Origin of the sequence: Saccharopolyspora erythraea (assembly GCF_018141105.1) — a bacterium.
GTDB classification, from domain to species: domain Bacteria; phylum Actinomycetota; class Actinomycetes; order Mycobacteriales; family Pseudonocardiaceae; genus Saccharopolyspora_D; species Saccharopolyspora_D erythraea_A.
The window spans coordinates 3794579-3812086 of the sequence record NZ_CP054839.1; the positions used below are offsets into that span (position 1 = coordinate 3794579).

Below are 17508 nucleotides of genomic sequence, written 5' to 3' on the forward strand. Positions count from 1 at the left end.
GTCGATCACCGTCCCCGCAGCGATTCTTCTCCGCGTGCCGGTACCTCCAGCGCGTCGAAGGCGTCCAGCAGCCGGTCGGCGAAGGCGGCGGCGTCCGGCAGCAGCGCGGAGTCGGTGGTGACGCCGAAGCCGGCCGTGTCGGCCCAGCTCACCACGCCCACCGCGAGGCCCACTCCCTCGGCCAGCGAGAGGACGGGGAACACTCGGGTCAGCCGCGCGCCGCCGATGCGGACCGGACGCCGGCGGCCGGGCAGCACCGAGATCACCGCGCCGAAGAAACGGCGGTGGTAGACGTGCCGGACCGCCCACCGGTGCACGGGTGCGGGCAGCAGCCCGAGCGCCGCGAGAACCGCCCCGGCGGCGGTCGGCTGCTCGCCTTCCTCCGCCCGCGCCACCCGCTCGGAGACCTGGGCGACGCGCCGCGCGGGCGGCATCGGCCCGATGGGCAGGTCCACGACGAGCGTGCGGGTGTGGTTGCCCGGCTCGTCGACGCCGACACAGTGGCGCAGCCGCGCGGTCCTGGGGACCATGACCCGGAACCGCTGCCCCGGGGTGGTGCCGGTGCGGTCGTCGACCAGGCGGTGCAGGGCTTCGGCGACGACCGCCAGCAGCACGGCGGTGCTGCTCGTCCCGTGCGCGCGTGCGCGGGCCCGCACGTCGGCGGCCGGTACCTCCCGCCACGCGAAGGAGCGCCCGGCCGTGCTGCGACCCTCGAGACCCGTCGACGGCGCGAACCCCGCGCTCGCCAGGTGGGCGAGACCGCGAAGAAGCACTCCCACCCCAGGCCGCCGTGCCGGTGGCCGGTCGGCCGGTTGGTCCGGCGCACGGGTCAGGTCGTCGGAGAGCAGGCGCAGGAGCGCGCTGGTGATCGCCACTCCGTCACCCAGGGCGTGGTGTGCCTTGGCCAGCAGTTCGGTCCGGTTCGTGCGGGCATCGCGCAGCAGGAGCAGTTCCCAGGGGGGACCGTCAGCTCGCACCGGAGTGCCGAAGAACGCGTGCCGGGCCTGGTGCCACTCCCGCGCGGTACCGGAGTGCAACTCGCGGCAGCGGACGTGTCGTGCCGGGTCGAATTCCTCGACGTGTTGCCAGCGTGGCCTGCGGTGCCCGCGCTCCACCAGCCGGCGCGTGAGCAGCGGCAGGCCCGGTGCCCGGTGCTGGACCAGCGCGCGGAGGTGCTCGCGCCACTCCTGCGTGGAGCGGGTGCCACCGTCGAGCCGGAGGACGGCTCCGGCCTGCTGGGGTGTGCGCGGGGTGGCGGCGTGGACGAAGAACGCGTCCTGGGCGCGCATGGTCTCGGCGGCCTGCTGCCGCCGGAGCCCGGCGAGCGCGGCGACCTGCTCGGTGAAGTCCGCGATGCGGCTGTGCTCGAGGGCGGTCCGCTCCCGGCGCGGCAGTTCGGCGGGGTCGGTGGTCAGCGTGCACAGGAGGCCGGTCAGGTCGCTGGAACGGGGGCACAGCTCGGCCAGCCCGGCCTCGGCCATCAGCTCCGCGTTGGCGCGTCCGTGGCCCGCGATCGGTTCGAACATCACCAGGGTCCGGCCGCAGGCGAGCGCTTCCAGCGCGGTGGCGCCACCGGCGTTGCTCACCACGACGTCGGCGGCGGCGGTCAGCGCGGGCATGTCGTCGGTCCAGCCGAGGGGGACCAGGCGGTGGTCGCGTTCGGCCCGCCGCGCGCAGCGCTGGTGCAACGCGTCGTTGCGGCCGCACACGACCACGACGCGGCCGACCCCCTCCACCGCGAGCGAGGCGTCCACGGCCCGTTCGACCGACCCGAAACCGAGTGATCCGCAGGAGACCAACACGGTGACGCCCTGCTCAGGCAGCCCGAACTGCCTGCGCGCGGTCGCTCTGTCGGTCGGCCGGAACGCCGTGACCACCGGTGGCGCGCAGACCGCGCCCACCGCCTCGGGTTCGGCGCGGCGCAGCTCGCGCAGGCTCACCTGGCTCATGACGAAGTGCGCGTCGATCCGTGCGTAAACCCAGAAGGGGTGCGGGCAGAAGTCCGACACCACTGCGGCCAGCGGCACGTCGAGCTCGCCGCGGCGCCGCAGCCAGTCCAGCCCCGCCGTACCGAGCGGGTAGGTGGACACGATCAGGTCCGGCCGGTGCTCGGCGATTCGCCGCCGCAGTCGGCGCCCGCTCCAGGAGCCCACGAACCGGCGCGATCCGTCGGCGAACCACCGCCGGCGCCACAGCGCCCGGTAGAACCAGTCGTAGAGCCACGGCGTCGACTCGACGTTGGCGGCGTAGATCCAGTTGAAGCTCGCCGGTACCCAGGACCCCATCTGTTCGAGGACGTCCAGCCAGGACACCTCGCAGCCGGGCCACACCCGCCGGGCGGCCTCTTCGACGGCGCGTGCGGTGGCGTTGTGCCCTTCGCCGATGGTGGCGCTGAGCAGCAGGAGACGACGTGGTGGGGAAGTCACGAGACAGGTTCCTCCCAGGTGGCTCGTGCCCTCCGCAGGCCGGGGAATGCGCCGGACGTGGTTTGCGTAGCGGTGCGGGTGGCGGAATCTCGGAAACCTGCCGGCACCGGTATCGCCGAGATCATGAATGGCCGATCACGACGTCGGCGCTGTCCTCAGCAGGTGGCTTCTGAGCACCGGCGGCGGTGCGATCTGGGTCTAGCTACACACTGCAAGCGGCAGACGCCGCGTGTGAACAGACCCTAACCGCGTGCGGGCGGGTCGGCCCGTCGGCGCGGGCGGCTCGAACACCGGTTCGCGCCACGGTGCCGGGCGTGGGTTGCCGGTGGCGTCGGCGGGTAGCCGAAGCGGGGAGCGCTCACCTCGGGCGGTGGTGATGATGTTGCTCGACCAGGCGGATCCGCCGGTGTTGCCCGGCGCGGGCACCGCGGTCGCCGGCGGGTGAACATGCGGCCCGGCGCACGCACGAACGTCCTTTCGGCCTCGCCGCCGCCCGTCACGCCGATGGCTCGGCCGGCGGTGGGAGCGCTCGGCGGCATCGCGGCCGCGTGGGCCGGGCTCCTGCTCGTGTTCGCGGTGACCCTCGAACCCCACGGCGACGAGCTGTACTTCCTGGCAGCGGGGGACCGGCCGGACTGGGGCTATGCCGACCAGCCGCCGCTGCTGCCCCTGCTGGCCCACGCCGCCGACGCCGCGGCGCCCGGCTCGGTGCCTGTCCTGCGGCTGCCTGCGCTCGCGCTGACCGCGTGCGGGGTGTTCGTCGCCGGACTGCTGGCCCGCGAGCTCGGCGGTGGCCGCAAGGCACAGGTCGTGGCAGCGGCGACGTTCGCGGTCTCACCGCACCTGGCCGTGACGGGCGCCCTGCTGGTGACGCCCACGGTCGATGCGTTCATGTGGGCGGTCCTGACCTTCGTGCTTGTGCGGTGGGTGAGGACCCGCGGCGACCGCCTGCTGCTCGGCGCGGGGCTCGTGGTGGCGGTGGCCCTGCAGGCCAAGTACCTCGTCCTGGTGTTCTGCGCGGCGGCACTGATCAGCGCTCTGCTGGTCGGTCCGCGAGACATCGCGCTGCGCCCGCGCCTGTGGGCAGGTGCGGGGCTGGCCTTCGCCGCCCTGCTGCCCAGTGTGCTGTGGCAAGCGGGGCACGGGTGGCCGCAGCTGCGGATGGCCGCCGTGGTGCCCGCCGAGATCGAACAGCTCGGCGGTGGCCGGGTGTCCGTGGTCCCGCTGCTCCTGCTGACCGCCGGTGTGCCGATCGGCGCCGGGATGGCGTGCGTGGGTCTGCGGGCGCTGCTGCGCTCGCCGGCGTTGCGCGACTATCGGTGGCTGGGCTGGGCGAGCGCCGGTGTCGTGGTCTTCTTCGTGGCGGCCGGAGGTCGGTACTACTACTGCTTCGGCCTGCTCCCGCTGCTGTGGGCGGTGGCCGCGGTCCGCGTGGAGAACGGGCGATCGGCCGCGCGGTGGCTGACCAGCCGGCCCGCCTGGGCGCTGTCCGCGGCGGTGGTGCTCGCGCTCGCGGTGGCCGTCCAGACGCCTGCCGTCGACCACGTGAGGGCGCTGTCGAACAACTCGGGCGGCTGGCGACACGTCGTCGAACCGGTGCAGCGCGCCTACCAGCACGTCGCGCCGGAGCAGCGCCGCACCACGGTCGTCGTGGCCGAGCACTACTGGCAGGCGAGCGCCCTGGAGCGGCTCTGGCCGGGCCGGGACCGCCCGGAGGTCCGCAGCCCGCACCGGGGGTTCTGGTACTTCGGAGCGCCGTCCGAACAGCACGCCACCACCCTGTTCGTGGGAGGCGATCCCGGAGCGCTGCGGGAACACTTCCGCACCGTGGTGCCGGTCGCCGGCGACGCCCCGCACCACGTGCGGGTCTGGTTGTGCACGGGCAGGCAGCAGCCGTGGTCGCGGCTGTGGCCATCGCTCCGGCGGTTGTGACGGCCGGTGCCGCGGGCAGGAAGGGGGATTGGCGATGGACGGCGCGCATCTGCTCGTCGCCGTTCCGGCGGCCGTGGTAGGCGCTGCCGCGTTCGGCCTGGCCAGCGCGGTGCAGCAGCGCGAGGCCAAGAGCACCGAGGTGACGGCGACGGTCAGCCCAAGGCTGCTGTGGCTGCTGGTCCAGCGCCCCGCGTGGGTCGCCAGCGTGCTCGCGGTGGTCGCCGGACTGTCGTTGCAGATGGTGGCGCTGGCGTTCGGTCCGCTGTCGCTGGTGCAGCCGTTGCTGCTCAGCGGCCTGCTGTTCGGCGCCACGTTCGCCGCCTGGGGCGCGGGCAAGCGGCTGGACCGGACCCTGCTGGCCGGCGTCCTGTGCTGCATCGGCGGGCTGTCGCTGTTCCTGTCCAGCGCGCGCCCCACCGAGAGCACCGACCACGTCATCGGAGTCGAGGCCCTGCCGCTGGGCGTCCTGCTCGCGCTGGTCCTGTTCGCGTGCGCGCTCGTGGTCGTCCACGCGCGCCCCGAGATCCGGGTGCTCGCGCTGGCCCTGGCCACCGGACTGCTCTACGGCGTGACCGCCGCGCTGCTCAAGGTGATCGCAGGGGAGGTCCGCGACGCGGGGCTCCTGGCACCGTTGCACCACTGGTCGCTGTACGTGGTGTGCCTGATCGGCCCGGTCGGGTTCCTGCTCAGCCAGAACGCCTTCCGCGAAGGGATCTTCCTGTCCCCGGCGCTGACCGTGATCGCCGTGACCGACCCCCTGGTCGGCGTCGTGGCGGGGGTGAGCTGGTTCGGCGAGCGGATCAGCACCGACGCGGCGGCGCTGGCCGGTGAGGTCACCGGTGCGCTCGCCGTGGTCGTCGGGGTGTTCCTGCTGGTCCGCGAGAGCGAGACCGCGCGGCGCGACCCTGGCCGGTCCGCCGGGGCTCGCGGTGGCTGAGCGCCGTGCGGTTGGCGGCGGAAGGGGTGGGGCCGCGGCCCCACCCCTTCCGCTCAGCTGTTCAGGTCGGTGAGGAGCTTCTCGGTGCCGACGAGGCGCACGCAGGTGGCCAGCGCGGCGATCGCCTGCTCTACCTCGGGCAGCTCCGGGTAGGTCGGCGCGATGCGGATCACCCGGTCGGCCGGGTCGTCGCCGTAGGGGTGGGTCGCGCCGGCCGGGGTGAGGTTGATGCCCGCCTCCTTGGCCTTGGCGACCACCGCCCGGGCGCAGCCCTCGGGCACCCGGAGGCTGATGAAGTAGCCGCCGGCGGGGCTGGTCCACGAGGCCAGACCGGTGCCGCCCAGCTCGCTGGTGAGGATCTTGCCGACCGCGTCGAACTTCGGCCGGAGCAGCGCCGCGTGCCGGCGCATGTGCTCCCGCAGCCCCTCGGCGTCGCGGAGGAACCGCACGTGCCGGAGCTGGTTGATCTTGTCGGGCCCGATGCTGCGCTTGGCGGTGCAGCCCAGCCACCACTCGACGTTGGCGGGGGAGGAGCCGAAGAAGGCGACGCCGCTGCCTGCGAAGGTGATCTTCGAGGTGGAGCCGAAGACGAACGCCCGGTCTGGGTTGCCGTGCTCGGCGCAGAGCCCCAGCATGTCGGCGATCTCGGCGGGTTCGTCGCCGAGGTGGTGCACCGCGTAGGCGTTGTCCCAGAAGATCCGGAAGTCCGGGGCCGCGGTGGCCATGGCGGCGAGCCTGCGCACGGTCTCGGCGGAGTAGACGGTGCCGTCGGGGTTGCTGTACTTGGGCACGCACCAGATGCCCTTGACCCTCGCGTCCTCGGCGGCGATCCGCTCGACGGCGTCCATGTCCGGGCCCTCCGCGGTCATCGGCACCGGGATCATCCTGATGCCGAACCGCTCGCACAGCGCGAAGTGCCGGTCGTAGCCCGGAACCGGGCACAGGAAGGCGATCTCGGGTTCGTCGGCCCACCGGCGCTCGCCGCCCGGCACCACGCCGAGCTGGGCGAAGACCAGCGCGTCGTGCATCAGTTCCAGGCTGGAGTTCCCGGCGGCCAGCAGCTGCTCCACCGGCACCTGCAGCGAGTCGCTGAAGATCGCCCGCAGCTCCGGCAGCCCTTGCAGCCCGCCGTAGTTGCGCAGGTCAGTGCCGTCCGCGGAGACCGCCGGCACCTGCGCGCCCAGCAGGTCTTCGGCGAGGTCGAGCTGGCGCGGCGACGGCTTGCCTCGCGTGAGGTCCAGGCGCAGTCCGCGTGCGACCAGGTCCGCGTGGTCCTGGCGGGCGCGGTCTAGCTGGGCGGTCAGCTCTTCGGCGGTCGAGGCTGGAGCGGTCACCGGATTCCCTTCGCCGTGAATCGTTCAACGGTCCGACCAGCCACCCTAGCGACTCGCCCGCGACGGGTTTCGGCCCGTGTGGACCGGCAACTGTGCGTGGACGTCCGGTCGCGCAGCGCGGTGACCGCGTGCAGGCCGGTGCTCGCATCGGCGAGCAGTGTCCGACGTGGAGGCGGATGATGTTGCGAGGTCCCGCAAGCCTGTTCGTTCCACGGTGAGGAGATGGTCTCGTGTCCACTTTGAGCGGTATTGCCGGCCTGGTCCGCATCGAGAACTGCCCGCGCTCGGAGACGGTGGTGCGGATGCGGGAGCTCACCCCGCCGACATGGCGGCATGACGAGGTCTTCGGCCGGTACTGCTCGCTCAGCGAGCACATCGACGCGCCGGCTCGCGAGGTCTACGAGTACCTGGCCGACACCCGCAGCCTCGCGGAGTGGACGCTGTCCGTGCGCGGGCTGACCGAGACCGGCGAACCCGGGCTGTGGGTCGGGGACGAGATGCTGTGCGGCGACAGCACCCGCATCTACACCCGCACGGTGGCCAACCCCGATCCGATGACGGTCGACTACCACTGCGCGTGGGACCAGGGCGAGCACCTGTGGATGATCTACCTGATGCGCGTCGTCGACGCCGGTCCCGTCCTCGACCGGCCGGGTGCGGTGGTGCTGTGGACCAACTGCCGGCACCCCCACTACGACAGGAACCCGTGGCCGGAGCTCGCCACCTCGCCGGACCGGCCGTGGGTCGGCGACTTCTGGGACCTGTTCCACGCCGGGCACCGGACCGAGCTGGAGAATTTGAAGCGGATCTGCGAGCACCGGCACGCCAACGGCCTGCCGGTCACACCGGACTGGTCCGAGGTGGACGCGGATTGACGAGAGCGGAGTTTCCCGCCGTAGTCTGGCGATCATGGCGGACTGGGGGCTTCGACCGGCTTCGGTGGCCGACGTCGAAGCGGTGGCGGAGTTGCGGGCCGTTGTGCTGCGGGCGGATCTGGAGCGGCTCGGGCGGTACGACGAGCAGCGGGTGCGGCAGCGGCTGCGGGACGGGTTCGCGCCCGCGCACACCTGGGTGATCGAGGTGCGCGGCGTGTTCGCCGGTTGCGTGTCGCTGCGGCCGGCCGAGGATGCGCACTGGCTGGAGCACTTCTACCTGGCCCCGCAGGTGCAGGGCAGCGGCATCGGTACGAACGTGCTGCGCGTGCTGCTGGAGCGGTGCGACCGCGACGGCACCGTGGTCCGGCTGAACGTGCTGCAGGGCAGCCCGGCCCGGCGGCTGTACGAGCGGCACGGATTCGCACTCGAGACCGAGGATGCTGTGGACGTGTTCATGGTGCGTGAGCCGGACTTGGCCGTGCGCGGCGAATGATCATCCGGTGACCCGCGGGGTCGCGCGGTCAGGACACAGTGGAATGACCAGAGGATTTCCGCGCTCCCTTGTGCGTGCGACAAGCGTTGCCGGGGTGCCGAGTGGGTATCCCCTTCTCGGGTCTTACAGGAGGTGCCCATGTCACGTCGGTTCCTGCACGGCCTGGCCGCGGGCGCGGCAGGCACGACCGCGCTGAACGCCGTCACCTACCTCGACATGGCGCTGCGCGGCCGCCCTGCCAGCACCACTCCGGAAGAGACGGTGCACCGGGTGGAGGACATCACGCACCAAACGCTGGACCCGGACGGCTCCGGCGCCGAGACGGCAGGCAACCGGCGCGCCGGGATCGGTGCCCTGCTCGGCATCGCCACCGGGCTCGGGGCGGGGCTGGCCTGCGCCGTGGCGCGGTCGGCGCTGCCGCGAGCGCCGTTGCCGGTGATGGCGCTGATCGCGGGCGCTGCCGCGAACGTCGGCAGCGTCGGGCCCATGACCGCGCTGGGTGTGACCGACCCCCGGGAGTGGCCCGCGAGCTCGTGGGCGTCGGACGTCATCCCCCATCTCGCTTTCGGTGCCGTCGCCGCAGCGGTCTACGACATGCTCGAGGACTGACCGGACCACGACACGCGCACTGCGCCGGCGAACAGGCGGCCGGCCCCGTTGCCGGGCGGGGTCGGCCGCAGGTCAGATCGTGTAGGTGCTGCCCGCGCGAACCAGTTCGGCGGGGCCGTCGAAGGCCTCGCGGGCTTCGCCGAGCAGGGCTTGCTGGTCGGTCCACGGCGAGTAGTGCGTGAGTAGCAGCCTGCGCACGCCCGCCGACGCCGCTGCGGCACCGGCCTGCTTGCCGGACAGGTGCATGCCGGTGGGCTGGTCCGGGGAGTCCAACCAGGACGCTTCGGACAGCAGCACGTCGGCGCCCGCCGCGAGCTTGGCGATTTGGTCGCTGGGGCCGGTGTCGCCGGTGAAGGCGAACACCTGGTCCTCGGCCTCGATGCGCAGGCCCCACGTCGGGCACAGGTGGTCGACCGGGAACGCGCGGATCTCGAAGTCCCCGACGCGGACCGGTTCGACCGGCGGTTCGAGGAACTCGAAGACGTCGGTCAGGTCGGTCCGCCCGAGCTCCTCGGCGCTGGGCGCGTACAGCGCGGCGAGCCGGCTCGGCGCTTCCGGCGGCGCGTAGACCTGCATGCGCCGCTGCTTCGGGTCGTACGGCTTGTTCGGCCGGTACCGGAGGTAGACCGCCAGCGGAGCGAAGTCGGCGCAGTGGTCCGGGTGCAGGTGGGTCAGCAGCAGCGCGTTGACGTCGAACGGGTCGGTCCAGCGCTGCAACGGCCCCATGGTGCCGTTTCCGAGGTCGATCACGAGCCTCGTGCTTCCGGAACGCAGGAGGTACCCGGACGACGGCGACTCCGGTGCGGGCGCGCTTCCCGAACAACCGAGAACGGTCAACTCCATGAGGATTCTCCGCAGGTCTTGGGCGTGTGGGTGCGACGTGCGGTGGCCAGTATCCGGTCACGCTCCGTGTCCTGCCGGGCGAGGTCACGATCGGTCGACCCGCTCCATCGTCCACTTCGGTCGAACGGGTGTGCGTGGTCCGCGTGCCGCCGTGGCCGGTATGGCCGATACTGCGGGGACGCCCCCGGTGAAAGGGGAGGACGGCATGAACAGCAGCGGCCCGGACCTGCCTCCGGAGGCTCGTGCGCGGCTGGAGGAGGAAGTGCGGTCGCTGCGCGAACAGCGGCGTCAGCTCGCCGAGGACCTCTCGCAACGGGATCCCGTCGGAGACCGCGGCGACGACTCCCAGGCACTGGAAGGGGCCGACGAACTGGCCTGGTACGACGACCGCATCGCCGCACTCGAACGGCGGCTGACCGGGCGCGACCGGCGGGCAGGCAAGGGGGCCGAGGGGCTGCCGCCCGGTTCGGAGGTGCGGGTCCGGTTCGAGGACGGCACGGTGCAGGAGCTGCGGGTCGTGGGCATCCCGGAGGAGGTGCCGGAGGGCGAGGAGGACCGGACGATGACCTCCGACAGCCCACTGGCGCTGGCGCTGGCCGGCAGCAGCGCGGGCGCCGACATCACCTACTCCACACCTGACGGCCCGGCGCGGGTGCATCTGCTCGACGTCCGCCTGCCGTCGTGGGGAGGCTGAAGCCGCCGTCCGGCGGAGCCGGGAGCCTGGACGACGAGGCCCTGCCGCCGCGTTCGCAGTGGCAGGGCCCCGGGCCTGCTGATCAGGTGATCAGCTGGTCGCGCGTTCAGGCAGATCAGGCGATGACGCTGTCCACCCAGTCGCGGAAGTCGCCGACGCTGGTGTAGATGTCGGGGGACTCGCCGCAGACGGAGCCGACGCCCCGGCTGTCGACGCCGACGACCTTCCAGCGGTCGCCCTCGGCGACCAGCAGCGGCGAACCGGAGTCACCGCCGCACGGTCCGCGCACGCCCTCCGGGTTGTCCGCGCAGACGTCGCCGTCGCGGATGCCCCAGGAGTCGTCGCCTTCGGCGTCGGCCACGCACTTCTGCGTGGCAGGCGGGATGATCGCGGTGTCGAGCTGCTGGAGCTGCGTCGGCAGCTTGGTCGGGTCGCCCGCGTCGTCGTTGGAGACGTAGCCCCAGCCGATCTCGCGGACGGCCGTGCCCGGCTCGCTGATCGCGTCGGCCATCGGGGCAGGCGCCTGGTCGGTCGGCCCGTCCAGGTGCAGCAGGGCGATGTCGCTGCCCTCCGCGCGGTCGGGCTTTGCTTGGTAGTCCGGGTGCACCACGATCTCGCGGAGCTTGGCCACGCTGCCACCGGAGTTGCGGTCGGTGCTGCCGATCCGCACGTGGAACAGCGCGGGGTCCATGACGGTGAACGGCGCGCCGTTCGTGCCGGGCTCGGTGACGCAGTGCGCGGCGGTCACGATCCACTCCGGGCTGACCAGGGCACCACCGCAGCGGTGGGAGTTCGAGTCCCCGTCGCGCTCGTACTGCAACGAGGCCATGAACGAGTACGTCTGGTCCGCGGGCGAGCCGCCGATGATGTAGGGCGTCACCTCGCCGCCGGGACCATCGGCGTGCGCCGTTCCAAGACTCGTGAGCGTGCCGGCCGCGGTCACCGCGGCCAGGACCGCGGCGCGCCTGCGCGACCGCACCCGCAGGTTCTTGGTCATTCGGTTGTTCCTCCAGCATTCCTGCTGCGCGAAGTGCACGCGCAGTGCTGATCAATCTAGGCGAGCCGGGCCCCTCGCGGGGGGCGTTGCCGGAATGGAGGAACTGCGGATTTGCCGGGAGAATACCGGGACGATAACGGGAAAGGCGCAGGGAGGGCGCCTGGTTTCCGTTCGGCGCAGCGGAAACCAGGCGCACCGGAGTCTCAGTTTCCGTGCAGCTCCGCCGATCGGGGCAGCGCGACGTGGCGTTCGCCGAGGTCTTCGGTGCGCCGAACGCCGAGCAGCTGCATGCACCGCTGGTACTCGTCGGCGAGGATCTCGTAGGCGCGGACGACGCCGTCCTGGCCGCCGGCCATGATGCCGTAGAGGTAGGCGCGGCCGACCATCGCGGCGTCCGCGCCCGAGGCGCGTGCGGCCACGATGTCCTGTCCGTGCCGGATCCCGCCGTCGATGAGCACCGTCGCCTCCGGGCCGACCGCGGCGCGCACGGCGGGCAGCACGTCGAGCGTCGCGGCCGAGCGGTCGAGCTGCCGGCCGCCGTGGTTGGAGACCACCACGCCGTCGGCGCCGCGTCGCACCACCTCGCGGGCGGACTCCGGCGTGGTGATGCCCTTGACCAGCAGCTTGCCCGGCCAGCGTTCGCGCAGCCACTCCAGCGCCGCGAAGTCCAGTCCCGGGTCGAACAGGGTGCGGGCGACGTCCTCGGAGGAGAGGTTGCCCTCGACGCCGGAAAGCGAGGCGAAGCCGATGCCCGGGGTGGTCAGCTTGTTGTACCACCACGCCGGGAACATCGACATGTTCAGGATCGTCCTGGCGGTCAGGGCGGGCGGGATGGTCAGTCCGTTGACCACGTCCTTGAGTCGCTTTCCCGCGACCGAGGTGTCCACGGTGAGCAGCATCGTCGAGTAGCCGGCGGCCTCGGCCCTGGACACCAGCAGCTCGTTCGTCGCCGCGTCGTTGGTTCGGTAGAGCTGGAACCACAGGTCGCCACCCGGCGCGGCGCCGCGAACGTCCTCAATGGACGTCGTGCCCACCGTCGACAGCGAGTAGGGCACGCCGAAGTGCTCGGCGACGCGGGCGACCGCCGCCTCGCCGTGGTGGTGCATCATGCGCGTGTAGCCGGTCGGCGCGAACACCAGCGGTATCGGGATGCGCTTGCCGAAGAGGTCCACGCCGAGTTCCGGGTCGGCGACCGAGTGCAGCGCCTCCGGGCGCAACGTCACGCGCCGGTACGCCGCGATGTTGCGCGCCGCGGTGATCTCCTCCTCGGCCGCGCCGTCGACGTAGTCGAACACCGAGCGCGGGGTGGTCCGCCTGGCAGCCCTGCGCAGGTGCTCGACGGTGAGCGCGTTCTCCAGCCGCCGCGCGGTCAGCCCGAACGTCGGCTTCTTGAACCGCACCACCTCGCGGATCTGCGACCACCTGGGGAACTGCCGCGCCCGCGAGATGGGGGCGAGGGGGATCTTGCCGGTCATGGGTCCTTCCTTGCGCATGCGCCGGCCGCCCCGCGGGCGGCCGGCGCTGATGGGGTCAGCCGAAGAGCTCGCCGATCTGCTGCTGCACGGTCAGCACGGCGAGCACCCCGAATAGCAGGATCGACCAGACCAGCGCCGCCAGCCGGTAGCCGCTGATGCGGATCGGCTTGGGCAGCATCCTGCGGTTGATGGCGATCAGCAGGCCGGAGTAGACGAACATCATCACCCCGCCCGTGCAGGCCGCGATCGTGGCCAGCACCAGCGGCTGGTCGAAGCCGACGGACACGATGACGGTGCCGATGAGGACCAGGCCCCACACCAGTCCCGCGTAGACCTTGCTCTCCGAGGCGTTGGGGAAGTAGGAGGTCTTGAGCACGTCGGCGGCGAGCCGGCTGGTGTAGTCGACGATGCCCAGCGCGGCGCTGAACATCGACACCGCGCCCACGATCCAGAAGAAGTAGCCGAACCAGCCGCCCGCGGCGGCCATCAGCCGCTCGCCCTCGACCCGCAGGAACGAGACGTCGTCGCTGAGCCCGGGAGTGCCGAAGACGGTCGTGTAGGCCAGCAGCGACATGAACACGATCGACACGAAGGAGATCCCGACGAAGGTGAGCAGCTGCTCCTTGTTGGCGAAGCGCCACCACGCCCGCCAGTGGGTCAGGTTCTGCTCGGTGGGCGGGAAGATGAACCCGGCCTGGCCGCGCGCCTCCGGTTCGCGGGTCAGCGGCGAGACGATCTTGGGGACGTGGTGGCCCATGCCGAAGCCCTTGTCCCGGATCCAGTTGCTCTGCACGAGGTTCTGGCCACCGCCGGCGCCGGCGAAGGCCAGCGCGCCGAGGAGCAGGGCGAACCCGAGCTCGGCGGCGGGGAAGCGCGGCTGGGTCACGATCGTCGGCACACCGGACCAGGTCGACGCGCCGAAGACGAACACCGAGGTGATGACGATGAGCAGCAGCAACGCCGCCACCTTGACCATCTGCACCCGTTCCAGCGCGCTGTAGACAGTGGGCGCGAGCGTGAGGATGAGCCCGACCAGCACCAGGATGGCCACCGACACGACCGCGACGTCTCCACCGAAGACGTAGGTCACCAGCGTCGCGGAGCTGGTCGTCCACGCGGGCCAGATGTTGGCGAAGTAGGCCATGGCGGCGAAGACCAGGCCCCAGTGCCGCCACAGCCTGCTGAAGCCGGTGACCGCGGTTTCCCCGGTGGCCAGCGTGTAGCGCTCGATCTCCATGTTGAGGAAGTACTGGGTCATCAGCCCGAGCAGCGCTGCCCAGACGAAGGTCAGCCCGACCTGGGAGGAGATGTAGGGGAAGAGGATGAACTCCCCGCTGGCCATGCCCACGCCCGCGGCCACGACGCCCGGGCCGATGTAGCGCCACTGCCGGGCCGGCGGCGCCGGGAGGTCGCGCACCTGCGGTTGCGGGATGTGCTTGGCGGGGAACGCCTCCGACGGGTCGGAGAGGTCCGCGCCGTTGCGGCTCGACGTCACCATCAACGCCACCTCTGCTTTTCTGCCGATGCGGGAGGGAGATCGGGTGTGGTGGCACGGCGCAGCACGCGGGCTCGACGATCGGGGAGCCGGCGGCGAGGAGCGGAGACCTGGGGTGGTCCGCTGCGTTGCGGTGCCTCAGCGGTCAGTTGTTGCACATGTTGCAATCGGGGTGGTTTGATGTGCAACGTATAGTCGGCGCGACGGACATGTCAACGACAGCGACCGAACTGTTGCCTCCCGCGGGGAATCGGGCGAATCGCCCTGGACGTGGAGCGGCCGCGAGGCGCGTCAGGCGCCCCGCGGCCGCGGGTGACGGGTCAGGCCGCCGGTCGTTTGCCCCTGGTGATGGACTGGTCGACCTTGTAGGCGGCGTGCCACTTCTGCTGGCAGCTCTCCGAGCAGAAGTCGTCCGACGGTGAGGTTGCGAGCGGTCGTTCGCACAGCGCGCACAGCGCGGGACCGGTGCGGTCCTCGGCCCGGTCGAGGAGGATGCTCATGACCGGCTCACCCCCGTCCTGAGCGTCGTGACGATCTCCGCGATCCCCACGACAATGGCATGGGCGGTGAGGAAGGTGATAACGGCGACCAGCGCCAGAGCGGAAGCGGTTGTCATCTTGGCCTCCTGTCCGTCGGCCGATACTCCCGGAAGCGACTAGCGTAACTCGCCGAATGTGACAGGTCAGAGGCTTTTCGGACTCGTTGTGCTACCTCTGGTTAACGCTCTGTGCGGGCTGTGTCCGGCTTCCCGGCGGCACGCACGTTCGGCCCACACCGCTGCCCCGAACGGCCGCACCCCCGACCGCCACCGGTGACGCCCCGCGCGGTCCGCCCCAGTCGCCCGTTCGCTGTCGGTCCGCAGAGGCTGTTTTCGGGCTCGTCTTGCGCGGCGGTGCCGGTTGCGGGGGTGGGCCAAGCCGTTGCGCCGCTTCGAAGATCAAAGACGGGTCCTCAGAGGACGGGCAGCCGCTGGTCCGGCCACTCGAACAACCCCCGGCCGCTCGAGAGCGACCGGCGTCACAGAAGTACGGTGTACGTACGTGACAGCAGTATGAACGGCGTAATCGAGAGCTTCCTGGTCATCGGCGCCGTCGTCGCGATCGGGTACCTGGCCGGGCGGACCCGGCTGCTGGGGGCCGCGGCGACCGAGGTGCTGGCCAGAGCGGCCTTCTTCATCGCCTCGCCCGCGCTGCTCTTCGTGACCCTGATGCGCGCCGAACTCTCGACCGTGCTCTCCAGCGCGCTGGTGGTCACGGCGGTGACGAGCTCGGCGGCCTGCCTGCTCTACGTGCCTTTCGCGCTGCTGCGGCGCAGGCCCGCGGCCGAGACCACGGTCGGTGCGATGGCCAGCGGCTACGTCAACGCCGGGAACCTGGGCATCCCGATCGCCACCTACGCGCTGGGCGACGCCAGCAAGATCGCGCCCGTCCTGCTGTTCCAGCTCGCCGTGCTGACCCCGTTGTTCACCACGGCGCTCGACATCCTCGCCGAACGCGCACGCGGCGAGAAACCGCGCCTGCTGCGCTCGATCACGGCTCCGCTGCGCAACCCCATCGCGCTCGCCACCGCCGCGGGCCTGATCGCGTCCGGGACCGGGTATGTGCCGCCGGAACCGGTGCTCGCGCCCATCGAGCTGCTGGCCGATCTCGCGGTGCCCGCGATGCTGCTGGCCTTCGGCATCTCGCTGCACGGGGCGCCGCGGCCCGGCCGTTCACCGGCGGGCATGCCCGCTCTCGCCACCATCGTCGTGATCAAGAACGTCGTGCAGCCGCTGCTTGCGGTGCTGATGGGCGCGCTGTTCCAGCTGCGGGGAACGGAGCTGCTGGCCGCCGTGATCTGCGCGGCACTGCCCACCGCGCAGAACGTGTTCGGCTACGCCGTCCGTTTCGAGCAGGGCGCGACGCTGGCGCGCGAGGCGGTGCTCACCACCTCGCTTCTCAGCTTCCCAGCCATGCTCGCGATCGTCGCGCTCGTCACGTAGCGGCGACGTCGAGGACACCTGGGGCGTGGCGACCGAACCCACGCTGACCAGTGGACCGATCAGCCCCAGGTCGTGGAAGAGCGGCAGCCGGCTCACCAACGTCCTGGCCCGCCCGCGGCGGTCACGCGGGCGCAGGTTGCCGTGGGTGACCACGACGCCCGGCTCCGGCTCGTCGAGCCCGAGGTGTACTGGATGAAGGCCGCCGAGCAGGTGGCCGACGAAGTTGTTGTGCATGGAACGGCTCCCGAGGTTCTCCGGTAGGAAGACCTTGCCGTCCGGCGGGTCCGGGGGCGAGGGAGCAGGCCCCCGGATTCGCGGGGAGCGGCACCTCGCCCGAGGTCGGATGGGGATCAGCTAGGGGGAACACCCCGCCAGAAGGGGCGTCGTCGAGTGTCTACATCGGACATGTGTGGTCCGCTGCGGCCGGGTTGTCGGGGCCCGCGTCCAGCGTCGCGGACGCACGCGCCAGACGACTGAGAGGTGCAAGCGTGAACGACATCGGCGACCTCGCCTGGGCCGACGCGCACGCCGGTGCGGACGACCACCTGGACGAGATCTACTGCCTCACCTTCATCAAGGGAGTCGGCACCGAGGAGGCGTTGCGGCGTTTCGGCGCCTTTGCCGACACCATCGCCGTTCGCACGCCGGAGGAGATCGGGAGCCTGAACAACTTCGAGGACGGCTATCCCACCATGGCATCGGCCCTGGGACTGGGCGAGTGGACTGTCGTGTTCGAGCCCAGTGGGTACGAGGGCGCCCTCCTGGTGGCCGCGCTGTCGCGTGGCACCGAAGCGTTCTCCTTGCTGCGCCACGACTACGCCGAATCGGAGGGCGGATACGCGGTCGACGGTGTGTTGATCACCGGGTTCGACCCGCTGTTCCCGAACCACCGCTACGGGGCGGAGCCCGATCGGCTGCTTCCGCAGATGCGTGAGGTGGGCTTCGCGTTGGGTGAGGACGATGACCAGTTCGACAACGCCTACTCGCGCTCGCTGCGGCTCGCCGAGCGCTTCACCAGCGCCCTGCCCACGCGCCAGCAGCTCACCGCGCCACTGGTCAGCGCGCACGTCGAACCGTGGTTCAGCGACGCGGTCAGGCCCGAGGTCACCGGGCAGCAGGTCGCCGACGCCGTGGCCGAGGTGCGGCGGCTCGCGGCGAAGCACGGGCTGACCGGCACACCGGGACTGGCCGACGCCCTCGCCGCCGCCTCCGAGAGCACGGCACCGGTGCCCGTCAGCCCGGAAAGCGAACTGGGCCGCCACGTCCGTGCGTGGCTCGCCGAGGCGCACCGCGCGAGCTGGTCGCTCAACGACCACCGGGCCCGGATGAGCGAGGCCGAGCGCTACCGCGGATACGACCTCGGGTGGCTCACCAAGGCGCTGGGGACCGCGCTGAGGACAGGGCCCAGGGGCTGAGG

General features: G+C 71.7%; 15 protein-coding genes. 8 read left to right on the forward strand and 7 right to left on the reverse strand.

Features of this window, described 5'->3' with window-relative positions; translation table 11 throughout:
• Positions 1-5 precede the first annotated feature (5 nt).
• Positions 6-2426, reverse strand: a complete 2421-nt coding sequence (locus HUO13_RS17415) for a WS/DGAT domain-containing protein (protein WP_211902358.1) — start codon at positions 2424-2426, stop codon at positions 6-8.
• A gap of 504 nt (positions 2427-2930) precedes the next feature.
• Here HUO13_RS17415 and HUO13_RS17420 point away from each other — a divergent pair.
• Together HUO13_RS17420 and HUO13_RS17425 are read left to right on the forward strand one after the other, a co-directional pair.
• Positions 2931-4358 carry a glycosyltransferase family 39 protein gene (locus HUO13_RS17420; RefSeq protein ID WP_249124959.1) on the forward strand — a complete coding sequence of 476 codons (1428 nt, stop codon included), beginning with the start codon at positions 2931-2933 and terminating at the stop codon, positions 4356-4358.
• 34 nt (positions 4359-4392) lie between these two features.
• Complete coding sequence (locus HUO13_RS17425) at positions 4393-5295, forward strand: DMT family transporter (RefSeq protein WP_211902359.1); 903 nt, start codon at positions 4393-4395, stop codon at positions 5293-5295.
• 53 nt (positions 5296-5348) lie between these two features.
• Here HUO13_RS17425 and HUO13_RS17430 read toward each other — a convergent pair whose 3' ends face one another.
• Positions 5349-6629, reverse strand: coding sequence for an aminotransferase class I/II-fold pyridoxal phosphate-dependent enzyme (locus tag HUO13_RS17430; RefSeq protein WP_211902360.1), 1281 nt, complete (start codon positions 6627-6629; stop codon positions 5349-5351).
• A 230-nt stretch (positions 6630-6859) separates the two neighbouring features.
• On the opposite strand from HUO13_RS17430, the gene HUO13_RS17435 reads away from it, so the two are divergent.
• From HUO13_RS17435 to HUO13_RS17445, 3 genes are all read left to right on the forward strand, one after another.
• Positions 6860-7504, forward strand: a complete 645-nt coding sequence (locus HUO13_RS17435) for an SRPBCC family protein (protein ID WP_211902361.1) — start codon at positions 6860-6862, stop codon at positions 7502-7504.
• Between the two features lie 34 nt (positions 7505-7538).
• A complete protein-coding gene (locus tag HUO13_RS17440; RefSeq protein ID WP_211902362.1) occupies positions 7539-7997 on the forward strand; it encodes a GNAT family N-acetyltransferase in 459 nt (152 codons plus the stop codon).
• A 138-nt stretch (positions 7998-8135) separates the two neighbouring features.
• The gene (locus HUO13_RS17445) at positions 8136-8606 is read left to right on the forward strand and encodes a hypothetical protein (protein WP_211902363.1); all 471 of its coding nucleotides are present in this window, start codon (positions 8136-8138) and stop codon (positions 8604-8606) included.
• A gap of 72 nt (positions 8607-8678) precedes the next feature.
• Here the strand turns inward: HUO13_RS17445 and HUO13_RS17450 are convergent, their stop codons facing one another.
• Positions 8679-9449, reverse strand: a complete 771-nt coding sequence (locus HUO13_RS17450; protein WP_211902364.1) for an MBL fold metallo-hydrolase — start codon at positions 9447-9449, stop codon at positions 8679-8681.
• A gap of 205 nt (positions 9450-9654) precedes the next feature.
• Here HUO13_RS17450 and HUO13_RS17455 point away from each other — a divergent pair, with 205 nt between their 5' ends.
• The gene (locus HUO13_RS17455) at positions 9655-10143 is read left to right on the forward strand and encodes a GreA/GreB family elongation factor (RefSeq protein WP_211902365.1); all 489 of its coding nucleotides are present in this window, start codon (positions 9655-9657) and stop codon (positions 10141-10143) included.
• A 115-nt stretch (positions 10144-10258) separates the two neighbouring features.
• Here HUO13_RS17455 and HUO13_RS17460 read toward each other — a convergent pair whose 3' ends face one another.
• The 4 genes from HUO13_RS17460 to HUO13_RS17475 form a co-directional block, all read right to left on the reverse strand.
• The gene (locus HUO13_RS17460; protein WP_211902366.1) at positions 10259-11140 is read right to left on the reverse strand and encodes a S1 family peptidase; all 882 of its coding nucleotides are present in this window, start codon (positions 11138-11140) and stop codon (positions 10259-10261) included.
• A 203-nt stretch (positions 11141-11343) separates the two neighbouring features.
• Positions 11344-12615: an alpha-hydroxy acid oxidase gene (locus HUO13_RS17465; protein WP_211902367.1), complete on the reverse strand. Its 1272-nt coding sequence runs from the start codon at positions 12613-12615 to the stop codon at positions 11344-11346.
• A gap of 55 nt (positions 12616-12670) precedes the next feature.
• Positions 12671-14113 carry an Nramp family divalent metal transporter gene (locus HUO13_RS17470; protein ID WP_211902368.1) on the reverse strand — a complete coding sequence of 481 codons (1443 nt, stop codon included), beginning with the start codon at positions 14111-14113 and terminating at the stop codon, positions 12671-12673.
• A gap of 317 nt (positions 14114-14430) precedes the next feature.
• The gene (locus HUO13_RS17475) at positions 14431-14610 is read right to left on the reverse strand and encodes a hypothetical protein (protein WP_211902369.1); all 180 of its coding nucleotides are present in this window, start codon (positions 14608-14610) and stop codon (positions 14431-14433) included.
• Positions 14611-15161: 551 nt separating this feature from the next.
• Between HUO13_RS17475 and HUO13_RS17480 the strand changes: the two genes are divergently transcribed.
• Complete coding sequence (locus HUO13_RS17480) at positions 15162-16091, forward strand: AEC family transporter (RefSeq protein ID WP_211902370.1); 930 nt, start codon at positions 15162-15164, stop codon at positions 16089-16091.
• Positions 16092-16579: 488 nt separating this feature from the next.
• Positions 16580-17506 carry a DUF6461 domain-containing protein gene (locus HUO13_RS17485; RefSeq protein WP_211902371.1) on the forward strand — a complete coding sequence of 309 codons (927 nt, stop codon included), beginning with the start codon at positions 16580-16582 and terminating at the stop codon, positions 17504-17506.
• Positions 17507-17508: the final 2 nt, after the last annotated feature.

Excerpts from the sequence above, each read along its gene's own strand:
- HUO13_RS17465 (WP_211902367.1), bottom strand. The coding sequence starts at position 12,615 with ATGACCGGCAAGATCCCCCTCGCCCCCATCTCGCGGGCGCGGCAGTTC.
- HUO13_RS17470 (WP_211902368.1), bottom strand. The coding sequence starts at position 14,113 with ATGGTGACGTCGAGCCGCAACGGCGCGGACCTCTCCGACCCGTCGGAG.
- HUO13_RS17420 (WP_249124959.1), top strand. The coding sequence starts at position 2,931 with ATGGCTCGGCCGGCGGTGGGAGCGCTCGGCGGCATCGCGGCCGCGTGG.
- HUO13_RS17475 (WP_211902369.1), bottom strand. The coding sequence starts at position 14,610 with ATGAGCATCCTCCTCGACCGGGCCGAGGACCGCACCGGTCCCGCGCTG.
- HUO13_RS17480 (WP_211902370.1), top strand. The coding sequence starts at position 15,162 with ATGAACGGCGTAATCGAGAGCTTCCTGGTCATCGGCGCCGTCGTCGCG.
- HUO13_RS17440 (WP_211902362.1), top strand. The coding sequence starts at position 7,539 with ATGGCGGACTGGGGGCTTCGACCGGCTTCGGTGGCCGACGTCGAAGCG.
- HUO13_RS17460 (WP_211902366.1), bottom strand. The coding sequence starts at position 11,140 with ATGACCAAGAACCTGCGGGTGCGGTCGCGCAGGCGCGCCGCGGTCCTG.
- HUO13_RS17425 (WP_211902359.1), top strand. The coding sequence starts at position 4,393 with ATGGACGGCGCGCATCTGCTCGTCGCCGTTCCGGCGGCCGTGGTAGGC.
- HUO13_RS17455 (WP_211902365.1), top strand. The coding sequence starts at position 9,655 with ATGAACAGCAGCGGCCCGGACCTGCCTCCGGAGGCTCGTGCGCGGCTG.
- HUO13_RS17445 (WP_211902363.1), top strand. The coding sequence starts at position 8,136 with ATGTCACGTCGGTTCCTGCACGGCCTGGCCGCGGGCGCGGCAGGCACG.
- HUO13_RS17450 (WP_211902364.1), bottom strand. The coding sequence starts at position 9,449 with ATGGAGTTGACCGTTCTCGGTTGTTCGGGAAGCGCGCCCGCACCGGAG.